Here is an 18315-nt window from a genome sequence, read left to right as displayed (position 1 = left end):
CGTCGCCGAGCAGCTGCGGATCGCGGCGGGGAGCGGTTGCCGGCCGACCCGCCCGGGGCGCGGGGCGCCGCCATCGAGGTGCGGCTGTACGCCGAGGACCCGGCGGCGGACTGGCGCCCGAACGGCGGCACTGTCCGCCGGTTCGCCGTCCCCGGTGTGCGGGCCGTGTTCGACCGTCCCGACCGGCCGGGTATCCGGCTGGACGCCGGCGTCGTCGACGGCACGGTGGTGGGCACCGCCTACGACCCGATGCTGGCCAAGGTCATCGCCTGGGCGCCCACCCGGGCCGAGGCGGCCGCGCGCCTGGCCGCCGCGCTCGCCGGCGCGCAGGTGCACGGCCTGACGACCAACCGCGACCTGCTGGTCCGCGCGCTGCGGCACCCCGACTTCCTGGCCGGCCGCACCGACACCGGGTTCTTCGACCGGATCGGTCTCGACGTCCTCGCCGCTCCCCTCGCGGGCCCCCACGAGGTCGAGCTCGCCGCTCTGGCCGGCGCCCTGGCCGTCGAGGCCGCGGGCCGCCGGGGCGCCCGCGTGCTGGGCGAGCTGCCCAGCGGGTGGCGGAACGTCCCGTCCCAGCTCCAGCGCACGGCGTTCGAGTACGCGGGGAGACGGTCGAGGTCGGCCACCGGCACACGCGGAATGGGCTGCTGGTCGAGGGCCGGGACGACGTCGTCCTCGTCTCGGCGGATCACGAGCGAGTGGTCCTCGAGGTGTCCGGCGTCGAGCACCGGCTGGCTGTCTCCCTCGACGAGGACGCCGTGGACGTCGACGGTGACGGCTGGTCCGTCGCGCTGCGCGTGCTGCCCCGCTTCCCGGACGCCGCGACGACGGTCGCGGAGGGCTCGCTGATCGCGCCGATGCCCGGCACGGTCACCGCCGTGGACGTCGCGGTCGGCGACGCCGTCGCGGCCGGGCAGCGCCTGCTGGTGCTCGAGGCGATGAAGATGCAGCACCCCGTTGTCGCCGGGACCGCCGGCGTGGTGCGCTCCTGGACGTCGTCCCGGGGGCCCAGGTGGACGCCGGCACGGTGCTGGCCGTGATCGAAGGAGAAACGTGACCGAGCTTGCGAGGGCACGCGGAGACACAGCAGTCGGGCTCACGTCTCCGACGAGCGCCAGCGAGGAGGGGCAGTGAGCCTGGACTTCGACGAGGGCGACGAGCTGCGGGCCCTGCGGGCGGCGGTGGCCGACCTCGGCTCCCGCTACGGCCAGTCCTACTTCCTGGAGCAGGCCCGCTCCGGCGGCAGCACCGACGCGCTGTGGCGAGAGGCCGGCAAGGCGGGCTTCCTGGGCGTGAACCTGCCCGAGGAGTACGGCGGGGGCGGCGGCGGGATGGTCGAGCTCGCCCTGGTGTGCGAGGAACTGGGCGCCGCCGGCTGCGGGCTGCTGATGATGGTCGTGTCGCCGGCCATCTGCGGCTCGGTCATCGCCCGGTTCGGCACCGAGGAGCAGAAGCAGCGCTGGCTCCCGGGCCTGGCCGACGGGTCGTCGATCATGGCGTTCGCCATCACCGAGCCCGACGCCGGCTCCAACTCCCACGAGATCACCACCACGGCCCGCCGGGACGGCGACGCGTGGGTGCTCTCCGGGCGCAAGACCTGGATCAGCGGCGTCGACCTCGCCGACGCCGTCCTCGTCGTGGGGAAACTCGCCGACGGTCCGAAGGGGACGCTCCGGCCGGCGCTCTTCGTCGTCCCCACCGACTCCCGGGCTTCTCCGCCCAGCCGATCCCGATGGAGATCGTCAGCCCGGAGCGGCAGTTCCAGGTCTTCCTGGACGACGTCCGGCTGCCGGCCGATGCGCTGGTCGGCTCGCCGGAGTCCGGTATCGCGCAGCTGTTCGCCGGGCTCAACCCCGAGCGGGTCATGGCCGCGGCGTTCTCCTCGGCGTCGCCCGGCTGGCCATGCGCAAGGCCACCGACTACGCCCGTGAGCGCCGGGTGTGGGGCACCCCGATCGGCGCCCACCAGGGTCTGGCCCATCCGCTGGCGGCCTGCCAGATCGAGATCGAGCTCGCCCGGCTGATGACCCAGAAGGCCGCCTGGCTGATCGACCGGGGTCGCGACGCGGAGGCGGGCCTGGCGGCCAACAGTGCGAAGTACGCGGCTGCGGAGGCCGCCGCGCATGCCGTCGACCAGGCGGTGCAGACCCACGGCGGCGCCGGGCTGTCCCAGGAGTACGGCGTCGGCGCCCTGCTCGTGGCGTCGCGGCTCAGCCGGATCGCCCCCGTCAGCCGCGAGATGATCCTGAGCTTCGTGGCGCAGCACGACCTGAAGTTGCCCCGCTCCTACTGATCCCGCTCCTTCTGACAATGACGTCCGGAAAGGTTCCCGTGCCCGAGCCGCGCATCCACACCAGCGAGTACCCGCCCGTCGACACCCCTGCGACGCCCATCTGGTCGACGGTGCTCGCCGGCGCCGCCGAGCGCGGTGACCATCCGGCGCTGATCGACGGCATCAGCGGCCAGACGATCACCTATGCCCAGCTCGCGCACATGGTCGAGCGGATGGCCGCCGGCTTCGCCGAGAACGGCGTGCAGCCGGGGACGTCGTCGCGCTGCACAGCCCGAACACGGTGCTGTACCCGGTGGTCTTCTACGCGGCCAGCCGGGCCGGGGCCACGGTGACGACGCTGAGCGCGCTGACCACCGCGAAGGACATGGCCAACCAGCTCGACGACAGCAGGGCGACGATCGTGATCACCGTCGGCCCGCTGCTGCCGGTCGCCGTCGAGGCCGCCGGCGACCGGCCGGTCTGGACCTGCGACCAGGTCGAGGGGCACCGCAGCGTGCAGGAGCTGCTGGCGAGCACCGGCCCGGTGCCGGAGGTCCCGGTGGACGCCGCCGAGGACATCGCCGTGCTGCCCTACTCGAGCGGCACCACCAGCCTGCCCAAGGGCGTGATGCTCACCCACGCGAGCATCGGTGTGAACCTGGCCCAGATCGACGCGCTGCACACGATGGGGACCGACGACCGCATCGTCGCCGTCCTGCCGTTCTTCCACATCTACGGCATGACCGTGCTGATGAACGTGGCGCTGCGCAAGGGCGCCACCGTCGTCGTGCTGCCGCGCTTCGACCTGGCGCAGTTCATCGACGTCCTCGAGCAGCACCGGATCACCCGGGCCTACGTCGCCCCGCCCGTCGTCCTGGCGATGGCCAAGCACCCGGCGTTCGAGGGCCGCGACTTCTCCTCACTGACCTTCATCCTGTCCGCCGCCGCGCCGCTGGACGCCGAGCTCGGTGCGATCGCCGCTCGCCGGATGGGGGCCGAGCTCGGCCAGGCGTACGGAATGACGGAGCTGTCCCCGGGCACCCACCTGGTCCCCGACGGCACGGCGCACGAGGCGCCGCCCGGGACCATCGGCAAGCTCTTCCCTCCACCGAGGCCCGCCTGGTGTCGGTCGAGACCGGCGAGGACGTCGGAGCCGGTGAGCCCGGCGAGATCTGGATCCGCGGCCCGCAGCGCATGAAGGGCTACTTCGGCCGCCAGGAGGAGACCGACACCCTCATCGACGCCGACGGCTGGCTGCACACCGGCGACATCGGCACCGTCGACGAGAACGGCTGGTGGCACGTCGTCGACCGGGTCAAGGAGCTGATCAAGTACAAGGGCTACCAGGTGGCGCCCGCGGAGCTGGAGGCGCTGCTGCTGGCCTCGCCGGACGTGGCCGACGCCGCGGTCATCGGCGTCTACGACGAGCGGGGCGACGAGGTGCCGAAGGCGTTCGTCGTCCGGGCGCCGGGCAGCACCGCCACCGAGGACGACGTCATGGCCTTCGTCGCCGAGCGCAGCGCGCCCTACAAGCGGGTCCGGCAGGTGGAGTTCATCGAGGCGGTGCCCAAGTCCGCCAGCGGCAAGATCCTGCGCCGCGAGCTGCGGGTGAAGGAGAAGGCGGCGCAGGCATAGGAACCTTTACCTGCGTTTCTCAGCCCAGGACGCATGTATAGGTTCCTTTGCCTGCGTCAGGTGTCGGGGGTGTCCGCGCCCTCGCCCTGACCGGCGTCCTTGCCCTCGGCCGGCTCCTCGGGGTGGGGGTGCGGCCGCCGGTCTCGTCCTCGCCTGGCCGGTCGCCCTCGGCGTTCTCGGACGTGTGCGGTGTGCGACCGGGCTCGGTCATGGCGGGTCCTCCTCGATCCGTCGACTGACCGGCCTGTGCCCGCACCGTCGCGCCGGAAACCCCTGCTCAGCCCACCGGCTCGGCGGCCGGCAGCCGCCGAAGCAGCGCCTCGACCGCCGCGGCGTCCGGCAGCGCGCCACGGGCGCCGGGACCGGTCGTCGACAGGGCGGCGGCGGTCACCGCGAACCGCGCCGCCACCGCCAGATCCGCCCCGATGGCCAGCGCCTGCGCGAGTGCGCCGCAGAAGCAGTCACCCGCGCCCGTGGTGTCGACGGCGGTCACGGCCGGCGGCGCCTGCAGCAGCACCTCCCCTGGGGCGGGACGACCAGGGCGCCGCGGGCCCCGAGGGTGACGACCACCGCGCAGGGGGCGATCGAGCGAGCGAGGCGGGCGAGCTCGGCCGCTGGGCGCTCGGCCACCTCGACCCCGGCCAGGTCGGCCAGCTCGTGCTCGTTGGGCACGAGGACGTCGATGCGGTCGGTGAGCGTCGCCGGCAGGGGCCGCGGGGGAGCGGGGGTCAGGACGACGGTGCCGGTGGCCACCCGCGCGGCGGCGGTCACCGTCTCCAGCGGGACCTCCAGCTGCAGCAGCACCACGGCGGCCCGCCGGACGGACTCGACGTCGGCGTCCCCCGGCGTGAGCTCGGCGTTGGCCCCCGGCACGACGACGATCAGGTTCTCGCCGGTGCCGTCCTCCACCGGGATCGTGGCCGAGCCGGTGGGCGCCCCGGGCGTCCGGTGCACGAGGCCGACGTCCACCCCGGCGCCGGCCAGCGCGGCCAGCTGCCGGTCGCCCGCCGGGTCCTCGCCGACCCGGCCGACCATGTGCACGCCCCGTCCCAGCACCCCGGCGGCGGCGGCCTGGTTGGCGCCCTTGCCGCCCGGTGCGAGGACGGCGGAGCGGCCGATCACGGTCTCACCCCGGCCCGGCAGCCGGCCGACGGCGACGAGCACGTCCTCGTTCAGGCTGCCGACGACGGTGACGGACACGGGCGTACCTCCGAGGCGGGCGCTGGGCCCCCAGCAGTACCAGACCGGATCACCGCTGACGAAGCGGACCGGCGTACCAGGTCGCGACAGCGAGCAGCGCGACGACGCCGCTGCCGGCGATCGCCGGCCACCGCCCGAGGGCGACGTCGAGGACCAGGAGCAGGGCGCTGGTGATGCCGACCAGCAGCAGGCCGAGCCCGGCCAGCAACGACCGGTTGGCGAAGGTCACCAGCTCCTCCCGGCGCCCACGCCGGAACAGCAGGCGGTGGAACGACACGGGTGCCATGAGGACGACCGTCGCCGACGCGATGCTCAGCAGCGTGACCGTGTAGACGGTGGTCGCGAACCCGCCGCGGGAATCGAGGTCGGCGGTGAAGGCCAGGGTGAGCAGGAAACCGAAGAGGACCTGCACACCGGTCAGCACCACGCGCAGTTCCTGCAGCACGTCGCCGAGGTTGCGGTCGAGCACCTCCTGCGGGGTCTCACCTCGCGTGCGGGCGGTGTGCTCCACCCCTGGCCGTTTGTCGGTCACCCGCCTGCGGTACCGCGCCGGGCACGACCCGACACCCGGAGGACACCGATGGCTGACGAGGACCCGGATGCCGTGCGCCGCGACTTCGGCGAGGCGGTCAACATGACCGCCAAAGAACTGGAGGACTGGCTGGGCACCGACGAGTCGCAGGAGGTCGGCCAGAAGAGCGGCGGGTCCGGCGAGTCCACGGGGCACGAGTCGGGACGCCGGATCGTCGCCCTGCTGCGCACCACGAAGGGCGACCTGACCGACGACGACCTGGCGCACATGCGGAAGGTGACCGGTTACGTGCGGCGCCACCTGGCCCAGCGGCCGGCGAAGGAGGACGTCGAGACCTCGCGCTGGCGGTACTCCCTGATGAACTGGGGCCACGATCCGCAGAAGTCGAGCTGAGGGAGCACCCCATCCGCCGCAACGATCCCGCGCAGTACGACGAGCTGGCCGACGAGTGGTGGCGGCACGACGGGGAGTTCGCGGCCCTGCACTGGCTGGCCGCCTCGCGCGCCGAGCACGTCCTCCGGCGGCGCACCCCGGGGCGGTGCTGGTCGATCTCGCGTGCGGCGGCGGGCTGATGGGCCCGCACGTGGCGCGGCTCGGGTACCGGCACGTCGGCGTGGACATCGGCGTCCGCGGACTGGAGCTGGCCCGGGCGCACGGGGTGGCCCCGGTGCGGGGATCGGTCCTGGCCGTCCCGCTGGCCGACGGCTGTGCCGACGTCGTCCTGGCCGGGGAGATCCTCGAGCACGTCGAGGACGACGTCGGGGTCCTGGCCGAGTGCGCCCGGCTGCTGAAGCCGGGGGCGCCCTGGTGCTCGACGCCCTCGCGGCCGGCCGGCTGTCGACGCTGGTCAACGTGCACCTGCTCGAGCGGCTGCCCGGGGGCCGCCGCGCGGACTGCACGACCCCGCCCTCTTCGTCGACCGGGAGCGCCTGCTCGCCGCGGCCGACCGGCTGGGCCTCGACCTGCGGCTGGTCGGGCTGCGGCCGTCGATCCGGGAGGCGATCGCGTGGAAGCTCGGCCGCCGCCCCATGGTCCGGATGAAGCCGATCCGCTCCACCGCCGTGGTGTTCGCGGGGTACGGGCGCAAGCGCTGAAGCGGCGGACGCATTGCGTGCCACGTACCTTCGGGGCATGACGCCGAGCCCGAGCGCCGTGGAGAGCCCGTGAGCAGCGCGGTCGTGACCGGGATCGGCTCCGCCCTCCCGGCGACGTTCGACCAGGACGCCGTGTGGGAGGGTACTTCGCCCGCCACTACGAGGGCGTGCGCGCGGCGCACCGCATCTTCCAGAGTGCCGGGGTGCGACGCCGGCACGCGGTGGCCAGCCCGATGGACGAGGACCTCAGCCAGTGGGGGACCGGCGCCCGCATGGAGCGCTACGTCCAGGAGGCGCTCCCGCTGGGCAAGCAGGCCGTGGCCGGTGCGCTCGACGCGGCCGGTCTCGCGCCGGGCGACGTGGGCCTGTTCGCCGTGGCGACCTGCACCGGGTACGCCACCCCCGGCTTGGACATCCGGCTGGCCAGCGACCTCGGCATGCCGTTGGGGCTGCAGCGGCTGCTGGTCGGACACATGGGCTGCTACGCCGCCATCCCGGGCCTGGCCGCGGTCAGCGACTTCGTCGTCGCCCGGTCCCGGCCGGCCGTGCTGCTCTGCTGCGAGCTGACCAGCCTGCACGTCCAGCCGGCGCAGCGCGACCTCGAGCAGGTGGTCGCGCACGCCCTGTTCTCCGACGCCGCGGCTGCTGTCGTCCTCGAGCCGGGGCGGGGGCAGGGCCGGCGGGTGGCCGGCATGGTGGCCAGGACCGACGCGTCGACCGCCGACCACATGACCTGGGACGTCACCGACCTCGGTTTCCGCATGGGCCTGTCCCCGCGGGTGCCCGACGTGCTGTCCCGGCACGTCGGTGGCGTGGTGGAGGAGCTGCTGAGCGGCGCCGGCCTGCGCATCGAGGACGTCGCCGGCTGGGCCGTGCATCCCGGCGGTCCCCGCATCCTCGACGTCGTCCGCGACGAGCTGGGCCTGGTCGAGGAGCAGATGGCGACCTCGCGCCGGGTGCTCGCCGAGCACGGCAACTGCTCGTCGGCCACGGTGCTGCTGGTCCTGGAGGAGATGGCCGACGTCGACGGCCCGGTCGTGGTGATGGCCTTCGGCCCCGGTCTGACGCTCTACGCGGCGCTGCTCCTGCCCGCCTGACCCTCCCGCCGCGCCGTCGGACGGCCTACGCTCCGTGATGGGAGTCACGGGGCGTGAGGAGGTGGCCGCCGGTGCCGTCCCCAGTCATGCCGGTCCGGGTCTTCCTCGTCGACGACCACGAGGTCGTCCGGCGGGGCGTGGCGGAGGTGCTGGAGGACGATCCCGGGATCACGGTGACGGGGAGGCCGGTTCGGTCGCCGAGGCACTGGCGCGGATCCCGGCCGTGCGCCCGGACATCGTGCTCGTCGACATGCGCCTGCCCGACGGGAATGGCGCCGAGTTGTGCCGTGGCCTGCGCGACCGGATGCCGGAGGTGCGCTGCCTGGTGCTGACCAGCTTCGCCGAGCAGGAGGCGCTCGACGCCGCTGTCCGGGCCGGCGCTTCCGGCTTCCTGCTCAAGCAGGTACGCGGACCGGCCCTGATCTCGGCCGTGCGCACCGTGGCCGGCGGCGGAACGCTGTTCGACCAGGTGCCGGCGCCGGTGTCCCGGTCGCCCGGATCCGCGGCGGTGCGCGGTGACCGCCTGGCGCTCCTGACCGATCAGGAACGCAGCGTGCTGGGGCTGATCGGCGAGGGCCTCACCAACCGTCAGATCGGTGCCCGCATGGGGCTGGCCGAGAAGACGGTGAAGAACTACACCAGCCATCTGCTCGCCAAGCTCGGCCTTGAGCGGCGCACCCAGGCGGCCATCCTGGCGACCGAGCTGCGTGATCGAGGTGCGGGCGACCGCGGCGGCTGATATGACCGGAGGCAGGCGGGCACAGGAGGGTCAGGCAGGGACCGGCGCCGTCCAGCGGATCTCGGTGCCGGAGGGCGACGACGTGCAGGCCATCGCCCCACCGCGCCGCTCGGCGCGGTCGGCGAGGTTGGCCAGCCCGCTGCGCACCGTCACCGGTGGCAGTCCGCGCCCGTCGTCGGTCACCACCACGCACGCGGTGTCGCGGACCTCCACGCTGACCGTGACGCGCCGCGCCCGGGCGTGCCGGACCACGTTGGTCACCAGCTCCCGGACCACGGCGACCAGGTCGGTGACGAGAGCGGGTGGGAGTTCGTCGTGGTCGCACCGGATGCGCAGGTCCGGGCGCAGCTCGTGCCCGTCGGTGACCGAGCGCAGGATCTCGGCCAGCCGACTCTGGAAGGCGGCCGTCGACGCGTCCCGGGGCTCGTGCAGCTCGAAGATCGAGGAGCGGATCCGGGCGATGGTCCCGTGCAGGTCCTCCACCCGCTCCGACAGCGCCGCCGCGACGTCGCCGCGGTCGCTCTCCAGCGAGCGGCCGAGCCGGTCCAGCGCGAGTGCGGTGGCGAATATCCGCTGGACGACGTGGTCGTGCAGGTCCCGGGCGATGCGTTCCCGGTCGGCCTGCACCTGCAGCCGGCGGGCGCGCTGCTGGGAGCGGGCCAGCTCCAGCACCACGGAGGCCTGCGCCGCGAAAGACTCGAGCAGGTCGAGCTCCTCCGGGCAGAACGGCGCGCGCCCGGCCGCGCGCAGGGCCACCAGCAGGCCGCCGGCGGTGCCGGTGCCCAGCGGCGCCACCAGTGCGGGGCCGTACCCCTCGGTGAGCTCGACGACGACGGCCGCCCGGGTGCCCACCAACGGCATCGTGCTGATGTCCTCGATCAGCCGGCCGCCTCCTGTTTCGTGGATCGTCCCGAGGTCGGTGCCGGTCAGCGGGACGCGGACGCCCTCGACGTCGTCGGCGGCGTGGCCGGCCGCGGCCAGGATGGTCAGGCTCTCCGGCTGGTCCGGGCTCACGGCCAGGACGCCGGCGACGTCGGCGTCGGTCAGCACCGACACCCGGGTGGACACCGCCCGGAGCACGTCCTCGGGATCGGCTCCCGACAGCAGCGCCGTCGCCATCTCCGTGGCCGCCTGGTCCCACCGTCGGCGGGTTTCGGCCTGCTCGGCCAGCCGGGCGTTCTCGATCGCCAGGCCCGCGACCCCGGCCAGCGCCTGCACGACCTCGGCATCGGCCGGGGTGAACGGCTCGCCGGTGCGCTTCTCGGTCAGGTAGAGGTTTCCGAAGACCGCCTCCCGGACGCGGACCGGCACGCCCAGGAACGAGCGCATCGGCGGGTGGCCGGAGGAAAACCCAGCGAGGCGGGGTGCCGGCCGAGGTCGTCGAGCCGCAGCGTCGTCGGTTCGGCGACGAGGAGACCGAGGATGCCCCGGCCCTCCGGGAGCCGGCCGATGCGGTCGCGGTCGTCGGCGTCCATGCCCACGACGACGAAGCGGTCGAGCCTGAGCCCGTCGGGGGTGAGGACCCCCAGCGCCCCGTAGGTGGCGTCGACGTGCCGGACAGCGGCCTGCACGATGTCGCGCAGCGTGGCCTCGAGCTGGCTGCCCGAGGCGACGGCGCGCAGGGCGGCGGCGAGGGCCGGGACCCCGCGCACGTCGCCTGGCGGCGCTTTCGCGGCGCCGTCCGGAGGGAGGTCCGGGGCGTCGGGCGGGGGCACGGCCCGACGGTAGGAGCCCCAGCCGGAGGCGGGAAGCGGTTCGGGAGCGGCCGGTTCGCCCCGCGACGGCGCGGGGAGCGGTGCTCAGGCGCCACGGGCGAGCCGGCGGGTCACGGGACGGGGGACGGCCTGGCGCAGCAGCGTCTTGCCACGGGCGCCGACCACCACCAGGTCGGCTCCCCGGGTGGCAGCGGTGAGGGCCTCGAAGACGCACCGCTCGAGCACGGCGGTCCGGCTGCGCCCCTGCACCCCGGTCTCCGCGATCGCCCGGAGGACGTGGGCATCCAACCGGTCGTGCGCGGCGACCCGGGTGCGCAGGTGCACCCGCCCGGACCCCCGAGAGGGTCGCCCTCGGGATCGTCGAGGACGTGCACCGCCACGACGGTCGCCTCCCGGCGGGCGGCCTCGCGCAGCGCCCAGACCAGGGCCCGGTGCGCCGTCGACGACCCGTCCACCTCGACGATCAGCCACGGGTTCGGCCGGCGAGGCAGCAGCGGAGGTAGGCGCAACGGCTCGACGCCGGCCCCGAGCTGCTCGCCCGTCCGCGCCGGCGGGATCGCGGGCAGCGGCACCGCGTCCGCCGGCTCGGGCTCTCCCGGGGAACGGATCTCGCTCATGGCGGCATCGTGGTGGGGCGGCCGGTGGACTCCCAGGGACCAAGGGCCCGGCGGCACCCGGAACGAGGCGTACCGACGTCGTTCCGTTGCTCGCCTTGTGCGTGTCCGCACGCTGCGTGACGGAGTGGGGACGCTGCCGGAGTGCGGGCGGCGCACGTGGTGGCGCCGCCGAAACCGCGGGGACGGCGACATCACCCCGGAGAGGGGAGTGAGCATGCCGACTCAAGGAACGTCGTGCGCGACCCGATCGATCAGGCATGACCCTTCTCCGGCGGCTGCGCAGCACGAGCCTCCTGACCCGCTTCGGCGTGGTCAGCCTGCTGCTCACGGTCGCCGTCGGGGCGGTGCTCTCCGCCGTGCTGAGCACCGCCATCGAGGACCGCGCCCGCCAGCAGGCGGAGGACGCCGCCCTCATGGCGGTGCGCCTGGGCCTCCAGCCGCAGTTCACCCCGGCCGACCTCGAGGCCGGCTTCGACGCCGCCCGCCTGGCCGACGTGGAGGACGTCGTGGACGAGGCCGCCGAGGAGTTCGGGACGGCGGGGCTCGCGCTCGCCGCGTTCGACCCGGTCGAGCTGAAGATCTTCAACCGCGACCGCACGATCGTCTACCACTCCGAGAACCCCGAGCTGGTCGGCGAATCGTCCGGTTCCGGCGAGCTGGGTGCCGCGCTCGACGGCTACGTCGTCTCCGGCTTCGCGCACTCGGCCGACGACAGCGCCACCAGCGAGAACGGCGCCCACCAGCTGCTCGAGGTCTACGTGCCCCTGCAGTACGACGGGACGGACCGGCCGGACGGCGTCATCGAGCTCTACCTCCCGTACGCGCCGGTCGCCGCCGCGGCCGCCGAGGACGTCCGCACCATGACGATCGCGCTGGCCGCCAGCCTGACCGTCTTCTACCTCGTCGTCTTCCGCCTCATCGCGGCGGCGTCGAAAAAGCTCCGCCGCCAGACCGAGGCCCTGCAGACCTCGGCCGAGCGGGACCGCCACCAGGCCACGCACGACGCCCTGACCGGTCTGCCCAACTGGGAGCTGCTGCGCGACCGCCTCGACCAGGGACTCGCCGCCGCCAGCCGGGCGGACGGCGAGGTCGCCCTGCTGCTGATCGACCTGGACCGCTTCAAGGAGATCAACGACACCCTGGGCCACACCTACGGCGACAAGCTGCTCCGCCAGGTGGGCCCGCGACTGAAGTCGGTGCTGCGGGAGGGCGACACCGTCGCCCGGCTCGGCGGGGACGAGTTCGCCGTCCTGCTGCCGCTCGTCGACGGTGTCGCGGAGGCCGAGCACGTGGCCGAGCGGCTGCGCGAGGCCCTGCACCAGCCCTTCGACGTCGACGGCGTGGCCCTCGACGTGGAGGCCAGCGTGGGCATCGTCGTCTCCCGTGGCACGGCACCGACACCGAGGTGCTCCTGCGCAACGCCGACATCGCGATGTACGTGGCCAAGGAGCTCAAGGCCGGCGCGGTGGTCTTCCAGCCCGACGAGCACATCACCGCACCGGCGCGGCTCAGCGTGCTCGGTGACCTCCGCCGTGCCCTGGACATCACCGGCGAGCTGTTCCTCAACTACCAGCCCAAGTACACCCTCGACGGCGAGCGCATCGAGGGCCTGGAGGCGCTGCTGCGCTGGCAGCACCCCGTCCAGGGCCTCATCCCCCGGGCGACTTCATCCCGGCCGCCGAGGGCACCGGCATCATCCTGCGGCTGACCGAGCACGTCCTGGAGCTGGCGCTGCGCCAGATGCGGCTCTGGTCCGACGCCGGCCACGCCGTCCCGGTGGCGGTCAACCTGTCCACCCGCTGCCTGCTCGACGCCGGCCTGCCCGACCTGGTCGGGCGACTGCTCACCGAGCACGGCGTGCCGGCCGCGCTGCTGCGGCTCGAGGTGACCGAGAGCGCGGTCATGGGCGACGCCACGCGCTGCACGGACGTCCTGAAGCGCTTGCACGACCTGGGTGTGAAGCTCTCGATCGACGACTTCGGCACCGGCTACACGTCGATGGCCCACCTGCGCAGGCTGCCCGTCGACGAGCTGAAGATCGACCGCTCGTTCGTGCTCGGCATGACCACCGCATCGCACGACGCCGTCCTGGTGCGCACCGCCATCGACCTGGGCCACAACCTGGGGCTCACCGTCGTCGCGGAGGGCGTCGAAGGGGCCGAGCACGTGGCGGCGCTGCGTGCGCTGGGCTGCGACATCGCGCAGGGCTACCACTACGCCCGGCCGATGGGCGGCGAGCAGATGAGCGAGCTGCTGGACCGCGTCGGCACCATCCACGACGGGTCCGTCCCCGTCGTCTGACCGCCGTCCCATGGTGATCAGGTTCCCTGATCACCATGGGTCCTCCCGCACCGTCGACCGTGGGGAGGACCCGGAACCGTGGGGAGGACCCGGAACCGTGGGGAGGACGCCCGGACGGCGGCGGCGCAGCCGGGCCGGGACGACGAAGCGCGAGGGCCCCGGTCAGCGACCGGGGCCCTCGCGCGTGGAGCGGGTGACGAGAATCGAACTCGCACTGTCAGCTTGGGAAGCTGATGTTCTACCATTGAACTACACCCGCATTGACGCTCTGACCTGCGCTTATGCCGTCGCAGCTCTCGGTCAGCGGCCGAACGAGCAATCTCGAAGAGAGTACACGGAGCGTACGTGGGGTTGCAGCCGGCTCCGGGTCCGGGCTCCATCTCGCGCGCTCACGTATCGGTCGCCCGAAGGAGAGAGCCGTACGCGGCGAGCAGTAGCTGGCGGCGTTGCAGTTGCGCAGCACGTCCCGCGCCCGATCGGCGCTGCTGAACGTCACGATGGCGATTCACAGCACCGACATGCCTTGGGCCGACGGCAGCACCATCTGGGATTTTCGCCGTGTCGCCACCGGACCGCTGTTCCGGCGAAGATTGCTGTGACGACGCACTAGGCTGAACGGGTGCCGAGAGAGTCCGTTAGGGATGTAACGCCGATGCGCATTCGCTACTGCCACCGGCTGCGCACGTGTGGCGCAGTCCGGCGCGGGTCAACAATACTCGCACTCGGCTCGGTCCTCTTCGCGGTGACTGCGTGTGGCTCGACGGCTGCGATGCCGGACGTGGTCGGAATGCGGCTCGATGTCGCGCACAACGAGCTCGAAGAACTCGGCATCGAAAACTTCGAAGACATCGACGTGATCGGTGAGGAGGATTCGATCTGGCGTGACGCCAACTGGGTCGTCGTTGAGCAAGATCCGCCAGCCGGGACCCGTGACGTAGACACCGATACCACAATCAAGCTCTCGGTCGGGAATGAAGACGACGAGGAGGTGTTGACCCGAATCCCGGCGGACTCGCCTTTCGCACTCGAGCAGTCGGAAGCAGAGCGAGAGGCGGCGGAGAGCGCGGCTCAGGAGGCAGAGAATCGTGAAGCGCAGGCCGCGAGGGAGGAGGAGGAGGAAGCGGCCGCGGACGCCGAGCAGCGGGCCAACGATGCGCGTTCGTACGCGACGGATATCGACGAGGCGTTCGCCGAGCCGGTCCAGGGCGTGATGAGCTTGTACGTGGAGAACGCGGAGGCGGTCCACGCTGCCGGTGGTGACTCAGTGGTCGCGGCGCGAAACGCTATTTCTGCTCGGGAATTCTTCGACACGGCCCTATCGGGACTCAACACTCGCGATGTGTCCCCGCCGGCCTCGCTGGACGGCGCGGAACGACTCGGCGACGTGGTCGACCGGATGCGGAATGCGCTTGCCGGCATGGTTGTGGCAAGTGAGGCGCTGATCGACGCAGTCGATACGGGAGCCCCATCTGCATTCGCGCGTGAACTGTCGGCGCGCGCGGACGCAATCGAAGAGTGGAATCAGGCGATGCGTGACATCTATGGGGCTGCGGGAATGGAGCCGCGGCTTGTTCAAGCCGGGTAGCCGGTCACATGTCCCGGCACCGAGCCGGCGGGTAGCGCTATATGCGGCCGCTCTCAGTTCCGACAGCTTCCTCAGTGTGCTGCGCTAACGCGGCGGCGGAGAGTGGGCGGTGTGCAGTACGGGGACTACCTGCAGGGAGATCGCCAGGGCCGCCGATGTCACACGGACGGCAAGGTTGTCTCCCTGGCGGGTGGCTACTTCGGCCTGCAGTGCACACGAAGGCGCGGTACGAGCTCCTCGACGTCGCTGCGGTTCGCGCCACGGCTCCGGCGGAGGCCCATGTGTCAGTTCTCCTCGCTGGTGATGACCGCGCAGATGAGCTCGTCGTAGGAGCCGCCCCGCTCTGCCACTGCGTCGGCCACGGCGCTCGTGGCGTGCGGCTGCCCGATGACGTCGGCCGTCTCGTAGCCGCTGACCCGGAGGAAGACCTCGATGACGTAGGTGATGATCCCGGGCGGGTCGGTCTTCGAGACGATCAGCGCGTCGGCGGCGAAGGTCCGCTCGACGCCCGTCGGCCGAACGGCGCGAGGGCCCCGCGTGCCGCCCGCGGCGCCGGCTGGGTGTCCGGCTCGTCGACCTCCTGCGATGGTGGTCCTGCGGAGGAGTGATCGGCAGCTGCCCGGCCGGTCGAGATGTGGCGGGACGCACTGCGCCCCGTCCGCATGGGGAAGTCGGACGGGGCGCAGCAGTCAGGGCTGGATCAGATCGCGACCCCGGAGCAGGACGACGAGCAGTCCAGCGACCAGATCGAGCCGAGCCGGCCGAACTTCGCCGAGCTCACCAGCCGCTCACCGCCGGGGCCGGTGCGGACGACCGGCGCGGTGCCGGGCGTCGAGCCGCTGTCACCGGGGTCGGATCCGCCGGGAGCGGGGTCCCCGGCGCCGTGCTCCCGGGCGGGGTGGCGCCGGTGCCGTCGTCCGGGGAACCGGCGGTCCCGTCGTCCGGCGTGGTGCCCACGCCGGACGCGTAGGTGAGCGCGTTGCTGAGCACGGTGGACCGGCCGTCCGGTGCGAAGACCGACACGTCGTAGACGCCGGCCACCCGCGCGGGAACGCGGAAGGTCAGCCGGGTGGTCGTCGCCCGGACCACCGTGGCGGTGGCCGTCGAGCCGATGCGCACGGTCGGGTCCGCGGGCAGGGCCAGGCCGTCGATGGTGACGACGGTGCCGCCCTCGACGTCGACCACGTTCGGGCTGAGCGAGGTGATCCGGAAGGCGCCGTACTCGGGGTAGGGCGTGCTGCCGGGCACCGGCGTGCCGGGCGTCGAACCGTCCGGAGGAGTCGTGCCGGGGTCGTGCCCGGGGTGGTGTCCGGCGCGGTGGTGTCCGGCGCGGTGGTGTCCGGGGTGGTCGTGCCCGGCGTCGTCCCCGGCGTGGAGCCGGAGCCGGGCGACGTGCCACCGCCGGGTGCGGTGCCGACGGGGGCAGCGACGGCGTGCCCGAGTCGGGCTCCGTGGTGTCCGGGTCGCCGCTGTCCGGGGTGGTCCCGGGCGTGCTGCCGGGGGTGCTCCCCGGCGAGCTGCCGGAGCCGTCCGGCGTGGTGCCGGGGCCGGGGAGGGCGGGGTGCTGCCCCGCCCGGGACGGTCGGGGTCGTGCTGCCGCCGGGCGGCGTGGTCCCGCCGGGCGAGGTGCCCGGGCCGTCGCCGTCGCCCTCCGGCGTCGTGCCGCCGGACCCACCCGGGGTGCTCGGCGCCGGCACGGCCGTGCCCACGAGCAGCGGGGCGGCGTACGCGCGGCCCACCGGGCTGCCGTCCCGGAGCGTCTGGACCGTGAGGACGTAGCGGCCGTCGCCGAGTTCCATGCTGGGCGCGAGACCCACGCCGTCCAGACCCGGCATGGTGCCCAGGGGAAGACGGCGTCACCGGCGTCGTCGGTGGCGACGCTGGCCCCGCCGAGGGTCACGCTCTTGCCCGACAGCGCCCAGATCGTGCCGCCGTCCTCCATGCCGAGGCCGAGGACGACCGAGTAGTGGCCGGCCGTCGTCGGGCCGGTGACGCCGATGGCCGGGGAGACGACGCCGGCCGGGGAGGTCATCGAGGTGAAGGCGTAGGTCGCCGACTCCGTGGGCGTGCCGGTGAGCCGGCTCATCGTCAGCCGGCCGCCGGTCACCGACTTGCCGCTGAAGGCGGGCAGCGGGTCCACGTCGTCGAGCAGTGCCTGCTTCACCTCCGCGTACCCGGCAGCGGGCATCTGGGCGCGGTACAGCGCGTAGGCGGCGGCGACCTGGGGCCCCGCGATGGACGTGCCGCTGACCAGCCGCACGCCGCCGTCGTTCCACGTGGTGAGCACCAGGTGCCCTGGCGCGAACAGGTCGACGTTGGTGGCGCCGTACGCCGAACTCGGCGACACGGTGTCACCGGCCGTGGAGTTCCCGACCGTGATGACGTTGGGGTCGGGCAGGCTGGCCGGGTACATGATGTCGGTGTCGCGGTTCATCGCGTCGTTGCCGGCGGCGGCCACGACGACGACGTCGTGGGCGGCGGCGTAGGCGACCGCGTCCTTCAGCGCCTGCAGGGGCGCACCGGTGAACGTCCCGCCCCACGAGGCGGTGATGACGTCGGCGCCGTGGTCGACGGCGTACCGGATGGCCCTGGCCCCGAGGTTCACGTCGACGGTGTCGCCGCCGCCGATGACCAGCGGCATCATCGTCACCTCCGGCGCGACGCCGGCGGTCCCGACGCCGTTGCCGGCGCGGCCGCCGATGACGCCGGCGACGCTCGCCCCGTGCGTGCCCAGGCTGCCGTTGTCGACGTCCGCGCTGTTGGTGTAGAAGTTCCAGCCGTGGCAGTCCCCGGCGAGCCCGTTGCCGTCGGTGTCGGTGCTGCCGCAGCTCTCGTCCGGGTTGGTCCACAGGGAGGCGGCCAGCTCCGGGTGGTCGGAGTCGAATCCGCTGTCGACGACGGCGACGATGCGCCCCGCGCCGGTGCCGGTCGCCCAGCCGTCGGTCGCATCGACGTCGGCGTCGACGACGGGGGTCACGGGCTGCTGGTAGGAGTTGGTGCCGGTGTTCTCGAGGTTCCAGCCGTACTGCGGGAAGTACGGGTCGCTGACGGTGCCGAGGACCGGTACTGACGGCGAGAGCTCGACCGCGGCGACCCCGGGACCGCTCCCAGCCGCTCCGGTGTCACCCCGTCGGTCGCGACCAGGGCGCGCCCGTCGCCGAGCGACTGGGCGGTGGCCACGCCGGGGACGGCCTCCAGCGCCGCGAGCAGGTCGTCGCCCAGCGCGCCGGGCGCAGCCGTGAGGGCGTAGCGCGTCAGGCCGTCGCCCGGACCGAAGTCGGTGGCGATGGCGATGGGCGGCAGTGCCGGGGCCGCCAGCGCCGTGATGGCCGCGGCACCCGCGTACCCCGCCACGGCAGCAGTGACCAGGGCCATCGCCTGGACCCTCGTGCTCGTCATCCCGGACCTCCGGTGACCGCCCACCGGACCGTCCGGAGGTGTCCGGCCCCGGGGACGGGGGCGGACGCGCGTCTTCCTCCACGACGTCGACCTGTCCGGCGGGCCGGTTGAGGGACGTCGGGACGGG

General features: G+C 73.4%; 20 protein-coding genes, 1 tRNA gene and 5 pseudogenes. 15 read left to right on the top strand and 11 right to left on the bottom strand.

The window, feature by feature from the left end; genetic code table 11:
• Nucleotides 1-36: 36 nt before the first annotated feature.
• From U6N30_RS27165 to U6N30_RS27135, 7 genes and pseudogenes are all read left to right on the top strand, one after another.
• Nucleotides 37-852, top strand: a complete 816-nt coding sequence (locus tag U6N30_RS27165) for a biotin carboxylase domain-containing protein (RefSeq protein ID WP_324274720.1) — start codon at nucleotides 37-39, stop codon at nucleotides 850-852.
• 8 nt (nucleotides 853-860) lie between these two features.
• Nucleotides 861-1043: an acyl-CoA carboxylase biotin carboxyl carrier protein subunit gene (locus tag U6N30_RS27160; RefSeq protein WP_324274719.1), complete on the top strand. Its 183-nt coding sequence runs from the start codon at nucleotides 861-863 to the stop codon at nucleotides 1041-1043.
• A gap of 90 nt (nucleotides 1044-1133) precedes the next feature.
• On the top strand, nucleotides 1134-1934 hold the full coding sequence (locus tag U6N30_RS27155; protein ID WP_324274718.1) for an acyl-CoA dehydrogenase family protein: 801 nt from the start codon (nucleotides 1134-1136) through the stop codon (nucleotides 1932-1934).
• Nucleotides 1906-2295, top strand: a complete 390-nt coding sequence (locus tag U6N30_RS27150) for an acyl-CoA dehydrogenase family protein (protein WP_324274717.1) — start codon at nucleotides 1906-1908, stop codon at nucleotides 2293-2295. The genes U6N30_RS27155 and U6N30_RS27150 overlap by 29 nt, the downstream gene beginning before the upstream one ends.
• A 38-nt stretch (nucleotides 2296-2333) precedes the next feature.
• Nucleotides 2334-2627, top strand: coding sequence for an AMP-binding protein (locus tag U6N30_RS27145; RefSeq protein ID WP_324274716.1), 294 nt, complete (start codon nucleotides 2334-2336; stop codon nucleotides 2625-2627).
• Nucleotides 2576-3423 (top strand): annotated as a pseudogene (locus tag U6N30_RS27140) (AMP-binding protein); the annotation flags it as partial. The gene U6N30_RS27145 and the pseudogene U6N30_RS27140, both read left to right, overlap by 52 nt.
• A 45-nt stretch (nucleotides 3424-3468) precedes the next feature.
• On the top strand, nucleotides 3469-3909 hold the full coding sequence (locus U6N30_RS27135) for an AMP-binding enzyme (protein ID WP_422678150.1): 441 nt from the start codon (nucleotides 3469-3471) through the stop codon (nucleotides 3907-3909).
• A gap of 277 nt (nucleotides 3910-4186) precedes the next feature.
• Here the strand turns inward: U6N30_RS27135 and U6N30_RS27130 are convergent, their stop codons facing one another.
• From U6N30_RS27130 to U6N30_RS27120, 3 genes are read right to left on the bottom strand one after another with little or no spacing between them, the layout of a single operon-like run.
• Nucleotides 4187-4402 (bottom strand): PfkB family carbohydrate kinase, encoded by a 216-nt coding sequence (locus U6N30_RS27130; RefSeq protein WP_324274713.1) that lies wholly within the window; start codon nucleotides 4400-4402, stop codon nucleotides 4187-4189.
• Complete coding sequence (locus tag U6N30_RS27125; RefSeq protein ID WP_324274712.1) at nucleotides 4399-5109, bottom strand: ribokinase; 711 nt, start codon at nucleotides 5107-5109, stop codon at nucleotides 4399-4401. Before U6N30_RS27125 ends, U6N30_RS27130 begins: the two co-directional genes overlap by 4 nt.
• A 49-nt stretch (nucleotides 5110-5158) precedes the next feature.
• The gene (locus U6N30_RS27120; RefSeq protein WP_324274711.1) at nucleotides 5159-5641 is read right to left on the bottom strand and encodes a DUF6328 family protein; all 483 of its coding nucleotides are present in this window, start codon (nucleotides 5639-5641) and stop codon (nucleotides 5159-5161) included.
• Between the two features lie 48 nt (nucleotides 5642-5689).
• Between U6N30_RS27120 and U6N30_RS27115 the strand changes: the two genes are divergently transcribed.
• The 4 genes from U6N30_RS27115 to U6N30_RS27100 all read left to right on the top strand — a co-directional run bounded on the left by U6N30_RS27115 (nucleotide 5690) and on the right by U6N30_RS27100 (nucleotide 8571).
• On the top strand, nucleotides 5690-6034 hold the full coding sequence (locus U6N30_RS27115; protein WP_324274710.1) for a DUF3140 domain-containing protein: 345 nt from the start codon (nucleotides 5690-5692) through the stop codon (nucleotides 6032-6034).
• 145 nt (nucleotides 6035-6179) lie between these two features.
• On the top strand, nucleotides 6180-6776 hold the full coding sequence (locus U6N30_RS27110; protein ID WP_324274709.1) for a class I SAM-dependent methyltransferase: 597 nt from the start codon (nucleotides 6180-6182) through the stop codon (nucleotides 6774-6776).
• Nucleotides 6777-6869: 93 nt separating this feature from the next.
• On the top strand, nucleotides 6870-7832 hold the full coding sequence (locus U6N30_RS27105) for a type III polyketide synthase (RefSeq protein WP_324274708.1): 963 nt from the start codon (nucleotides 6870-6872) through the stop codon (nucleotides 7830-7832).
• Between the two features lie 223 nt (nucleotides 7833-8055).
• Nucleotides 8056-8571 (top strand): response regulator transcription factor, encoded by a 516-nt coding sequence (locus tag U6N30_RS27100; RefSeq protein WP_324274707.1) that lies wholly within the window; start codon nucleotides 8056-8058, stop codon nucleotides 8569-8571.
• A 30-nt stretch (nucleotides 8572-8601) separates the two neighbouring features.
• Here U6N30_RS27100 and U6N30_RS27095 read toward each other — a convergent pair whose 3' ends face one another.
• The 4 genes and pseudogenes from U6N30_RS27095 to U6N30_RS34695 all read right to left on the bottom strand — a co-directional run.
• A complete protein-coding gene (locus U6N30_RS27095) occupies nucleotides 8602-9900 on the bottom strand; it encodes a GAF domain-containing sensor histidine kinase (RefSeq protein WP_324274706.1) in 1299 nt (432 codons plus the stop codon).
• Nucleotides 9837-10286: a hypothetical protein gene (locus tag U6N30_RS27090; protein ID WP_324274705.1), complete on the bottom strand. Its 450-nt coding sequence runs from the start codon at nucleotides 10284-10286 to the stop codon at nucleotides 9837-9839. Before U6N30_RS27090 ends, U6N30_RS27095 begins: the two co-directional genes overlap by 64 nt.
• Nucleotides 10287-10370: 84 nt before the next feature.
• Nucleotides 10371-10610 (bottom strand): hypothetical protein, encoded by a 240-nt coding sequence (locus U6N30_RS27085; protein ID WP_324274704.1) that lies wholly within the window; start codon nucleotides 10608-10610, stop codon nucleotides 10371-10373.
• Nucleotides 10611-10639: 29 nt separating this feature from the next.
• Nucleotides 10640-10903 (bottom strand): annotated as a pseudogene (locus tag U6N30_RS34695) (universal stress protein); the annotation flags it as partial.
• Between the two features lie 257 nt (nucleotides 10904-11160).
• Here U6N30_RS34695 and U6N30_RS34690 point away from each other — a divergent pair.
• Nucleotides 11161-12234, top strand: a pseudogene (locus U6N30_RS34690) (diguanylate cyclase domain-containing protein); the annotation flags it as partial.
• Nucleotides 12235-12335: 101 nt separating this feature from the next.
• A pseudogene (locus U6N30_RS27070) lies at nucleotides 12336-13204 on the top strand (putative bifunctional diguanylate cyclase/phosphodiesterase).
• A gap of 185 nt (nucleotides 13205-13389) precedes the next feature.
• On the opposite strand, the gene U6N30_RS27065 reads toward U6N30_RS27070, so the two are convergent.
• Nucleotides 13390-13463, bottom strand: a tRNA-Gly gene (locus tag U6N30_RS27065).
• Nucleotides 13464-13650: 187 nt separating this feature from the next.
• Here U6N30_RS27065 and U6N30_RS27060 point away from each other — a divergent pair.
• Nucleotides 13651-13803 (top strand): hypothetical protein, encoded by a 153-nt coding sequence (locus U6N30_RS27060; RefSeq protein ID WP_324274701.1) that lies wholly within the window; start codon nucleotides 13651-13653, stop codon nucleotides 13801-13803.
• Between the two features lie 20 nt (nucleotides 13804-13823).
• The gene (locus tag U6N30_RS27055) at nucleotides 13824-14789 is read left to right on the top strand and encodes a PASTA domain-containing protein (protein ID WP_324274700.1); all 966 of its coding nucleotides are present in this window, start codon (nucleotides 13824-13826) and stop codon (nucleotides 14787-14789) included.
• 777 nt (nucleotides 14790-15566) lie between these two features.
• On the opposite strand, the gene U6N30_RS34685 is transcribed toward U6N30_RS27055, so the two are convergent.
• The 3 genes and pseudogenes from U6N30_RS34685 to U6N30_RS27045 form a co-directional block, all read right to left on the bottom strand.
• Entirely contained in the window at nucleotides 15567-15974 is a 408-nt protein-coding gene (locus U6N30_RS34685; protein WP_422678149.1) for an IPT/TIG domain-containing protein, read from the bottom strand.
• Between the two features lie 964 nt (nucleotides 15975-16938).
• Nucleotides 16939-17766, bottom strand: a pseudogene (locus U6N30_RS34680) (S8 family serine peptidase); the annotation flags it as partial.
• Nucleotides 17763-18188 (bottom strand): hypothetical protein, encoded by a 426-nt coding sequence (locus U6N30_RS27045; protein WP_324274698.1) that lies wholly within the window; start codon nucleotides 18186-18188, stop codon nucleotides 17763-17765. The gene U6N30_RS27045 and the pseudogene U6N30_RS34680, both read right to left, overlap by 4 nt.
• Nucleotides 18189-18315: the final 127 nt, after the last annotated feature.

Source organism: Blastococcus brunescens (genome assembly GCF_035320885.1).
GTDB classification, from domain to species: Bacteria; Actinomycetota; Actinomycetes; order Mycobacteriales; family Geodermatophilaceae; genus Blastococcus_B; species Blastococcus_B brunescens.
This window is presented reverse-complemented; position numbering and strand designations above follow the sequence as displayed.

Excerpts from the sequence above, each read along its gene's own strand:
- U6N30_RS27160 (WP_324274719.1), top strand. The coding sequence starts at position 861 with ATGCCCGGCACGGTCACCGCCGTGGACGTCGCGGTCGGCGACGCCGTC.
- U6N30_RS27150 (WP_324274717.1), top strand. The coding sequence starts at position 1,906 with ATGCGCAAGGCCACCGACTACGCCCGTGAGCGCCGGGTGTGGGGCACC.
- U6N30_RS27135 (WP_422678150.1), top strand. The coding sequence starts at position 3,469 with ATGAAGGGCTACTTCGGCCGCCAGGAGGAGACCGACACCCTCATCGAC.
- U6N30_RS27115 (WP_324274710.1), top strand. The coding sequence starts at position 5,690 with ATGGCTGACGAGGACCCGGATGCCGTGCGCCGCGACTTCGGCGAGGCG.
- U6N30_RS27095 (WP_324274706.1), bottom strand. The coding sequence starts at position 9,900 with ATGCGCTCGTTCCTGGGCGTGCCGGTCCGCGTCCGGGAGGCGGTCTTC.
- U6N30_RS27045 (WP_324274698.1), bottom strand. The coding sequence starts at position 18,188 with ATGACGAGCACGAGGGTCCAGGCGATGGCCCTGGTCACTGCTGCCGTG.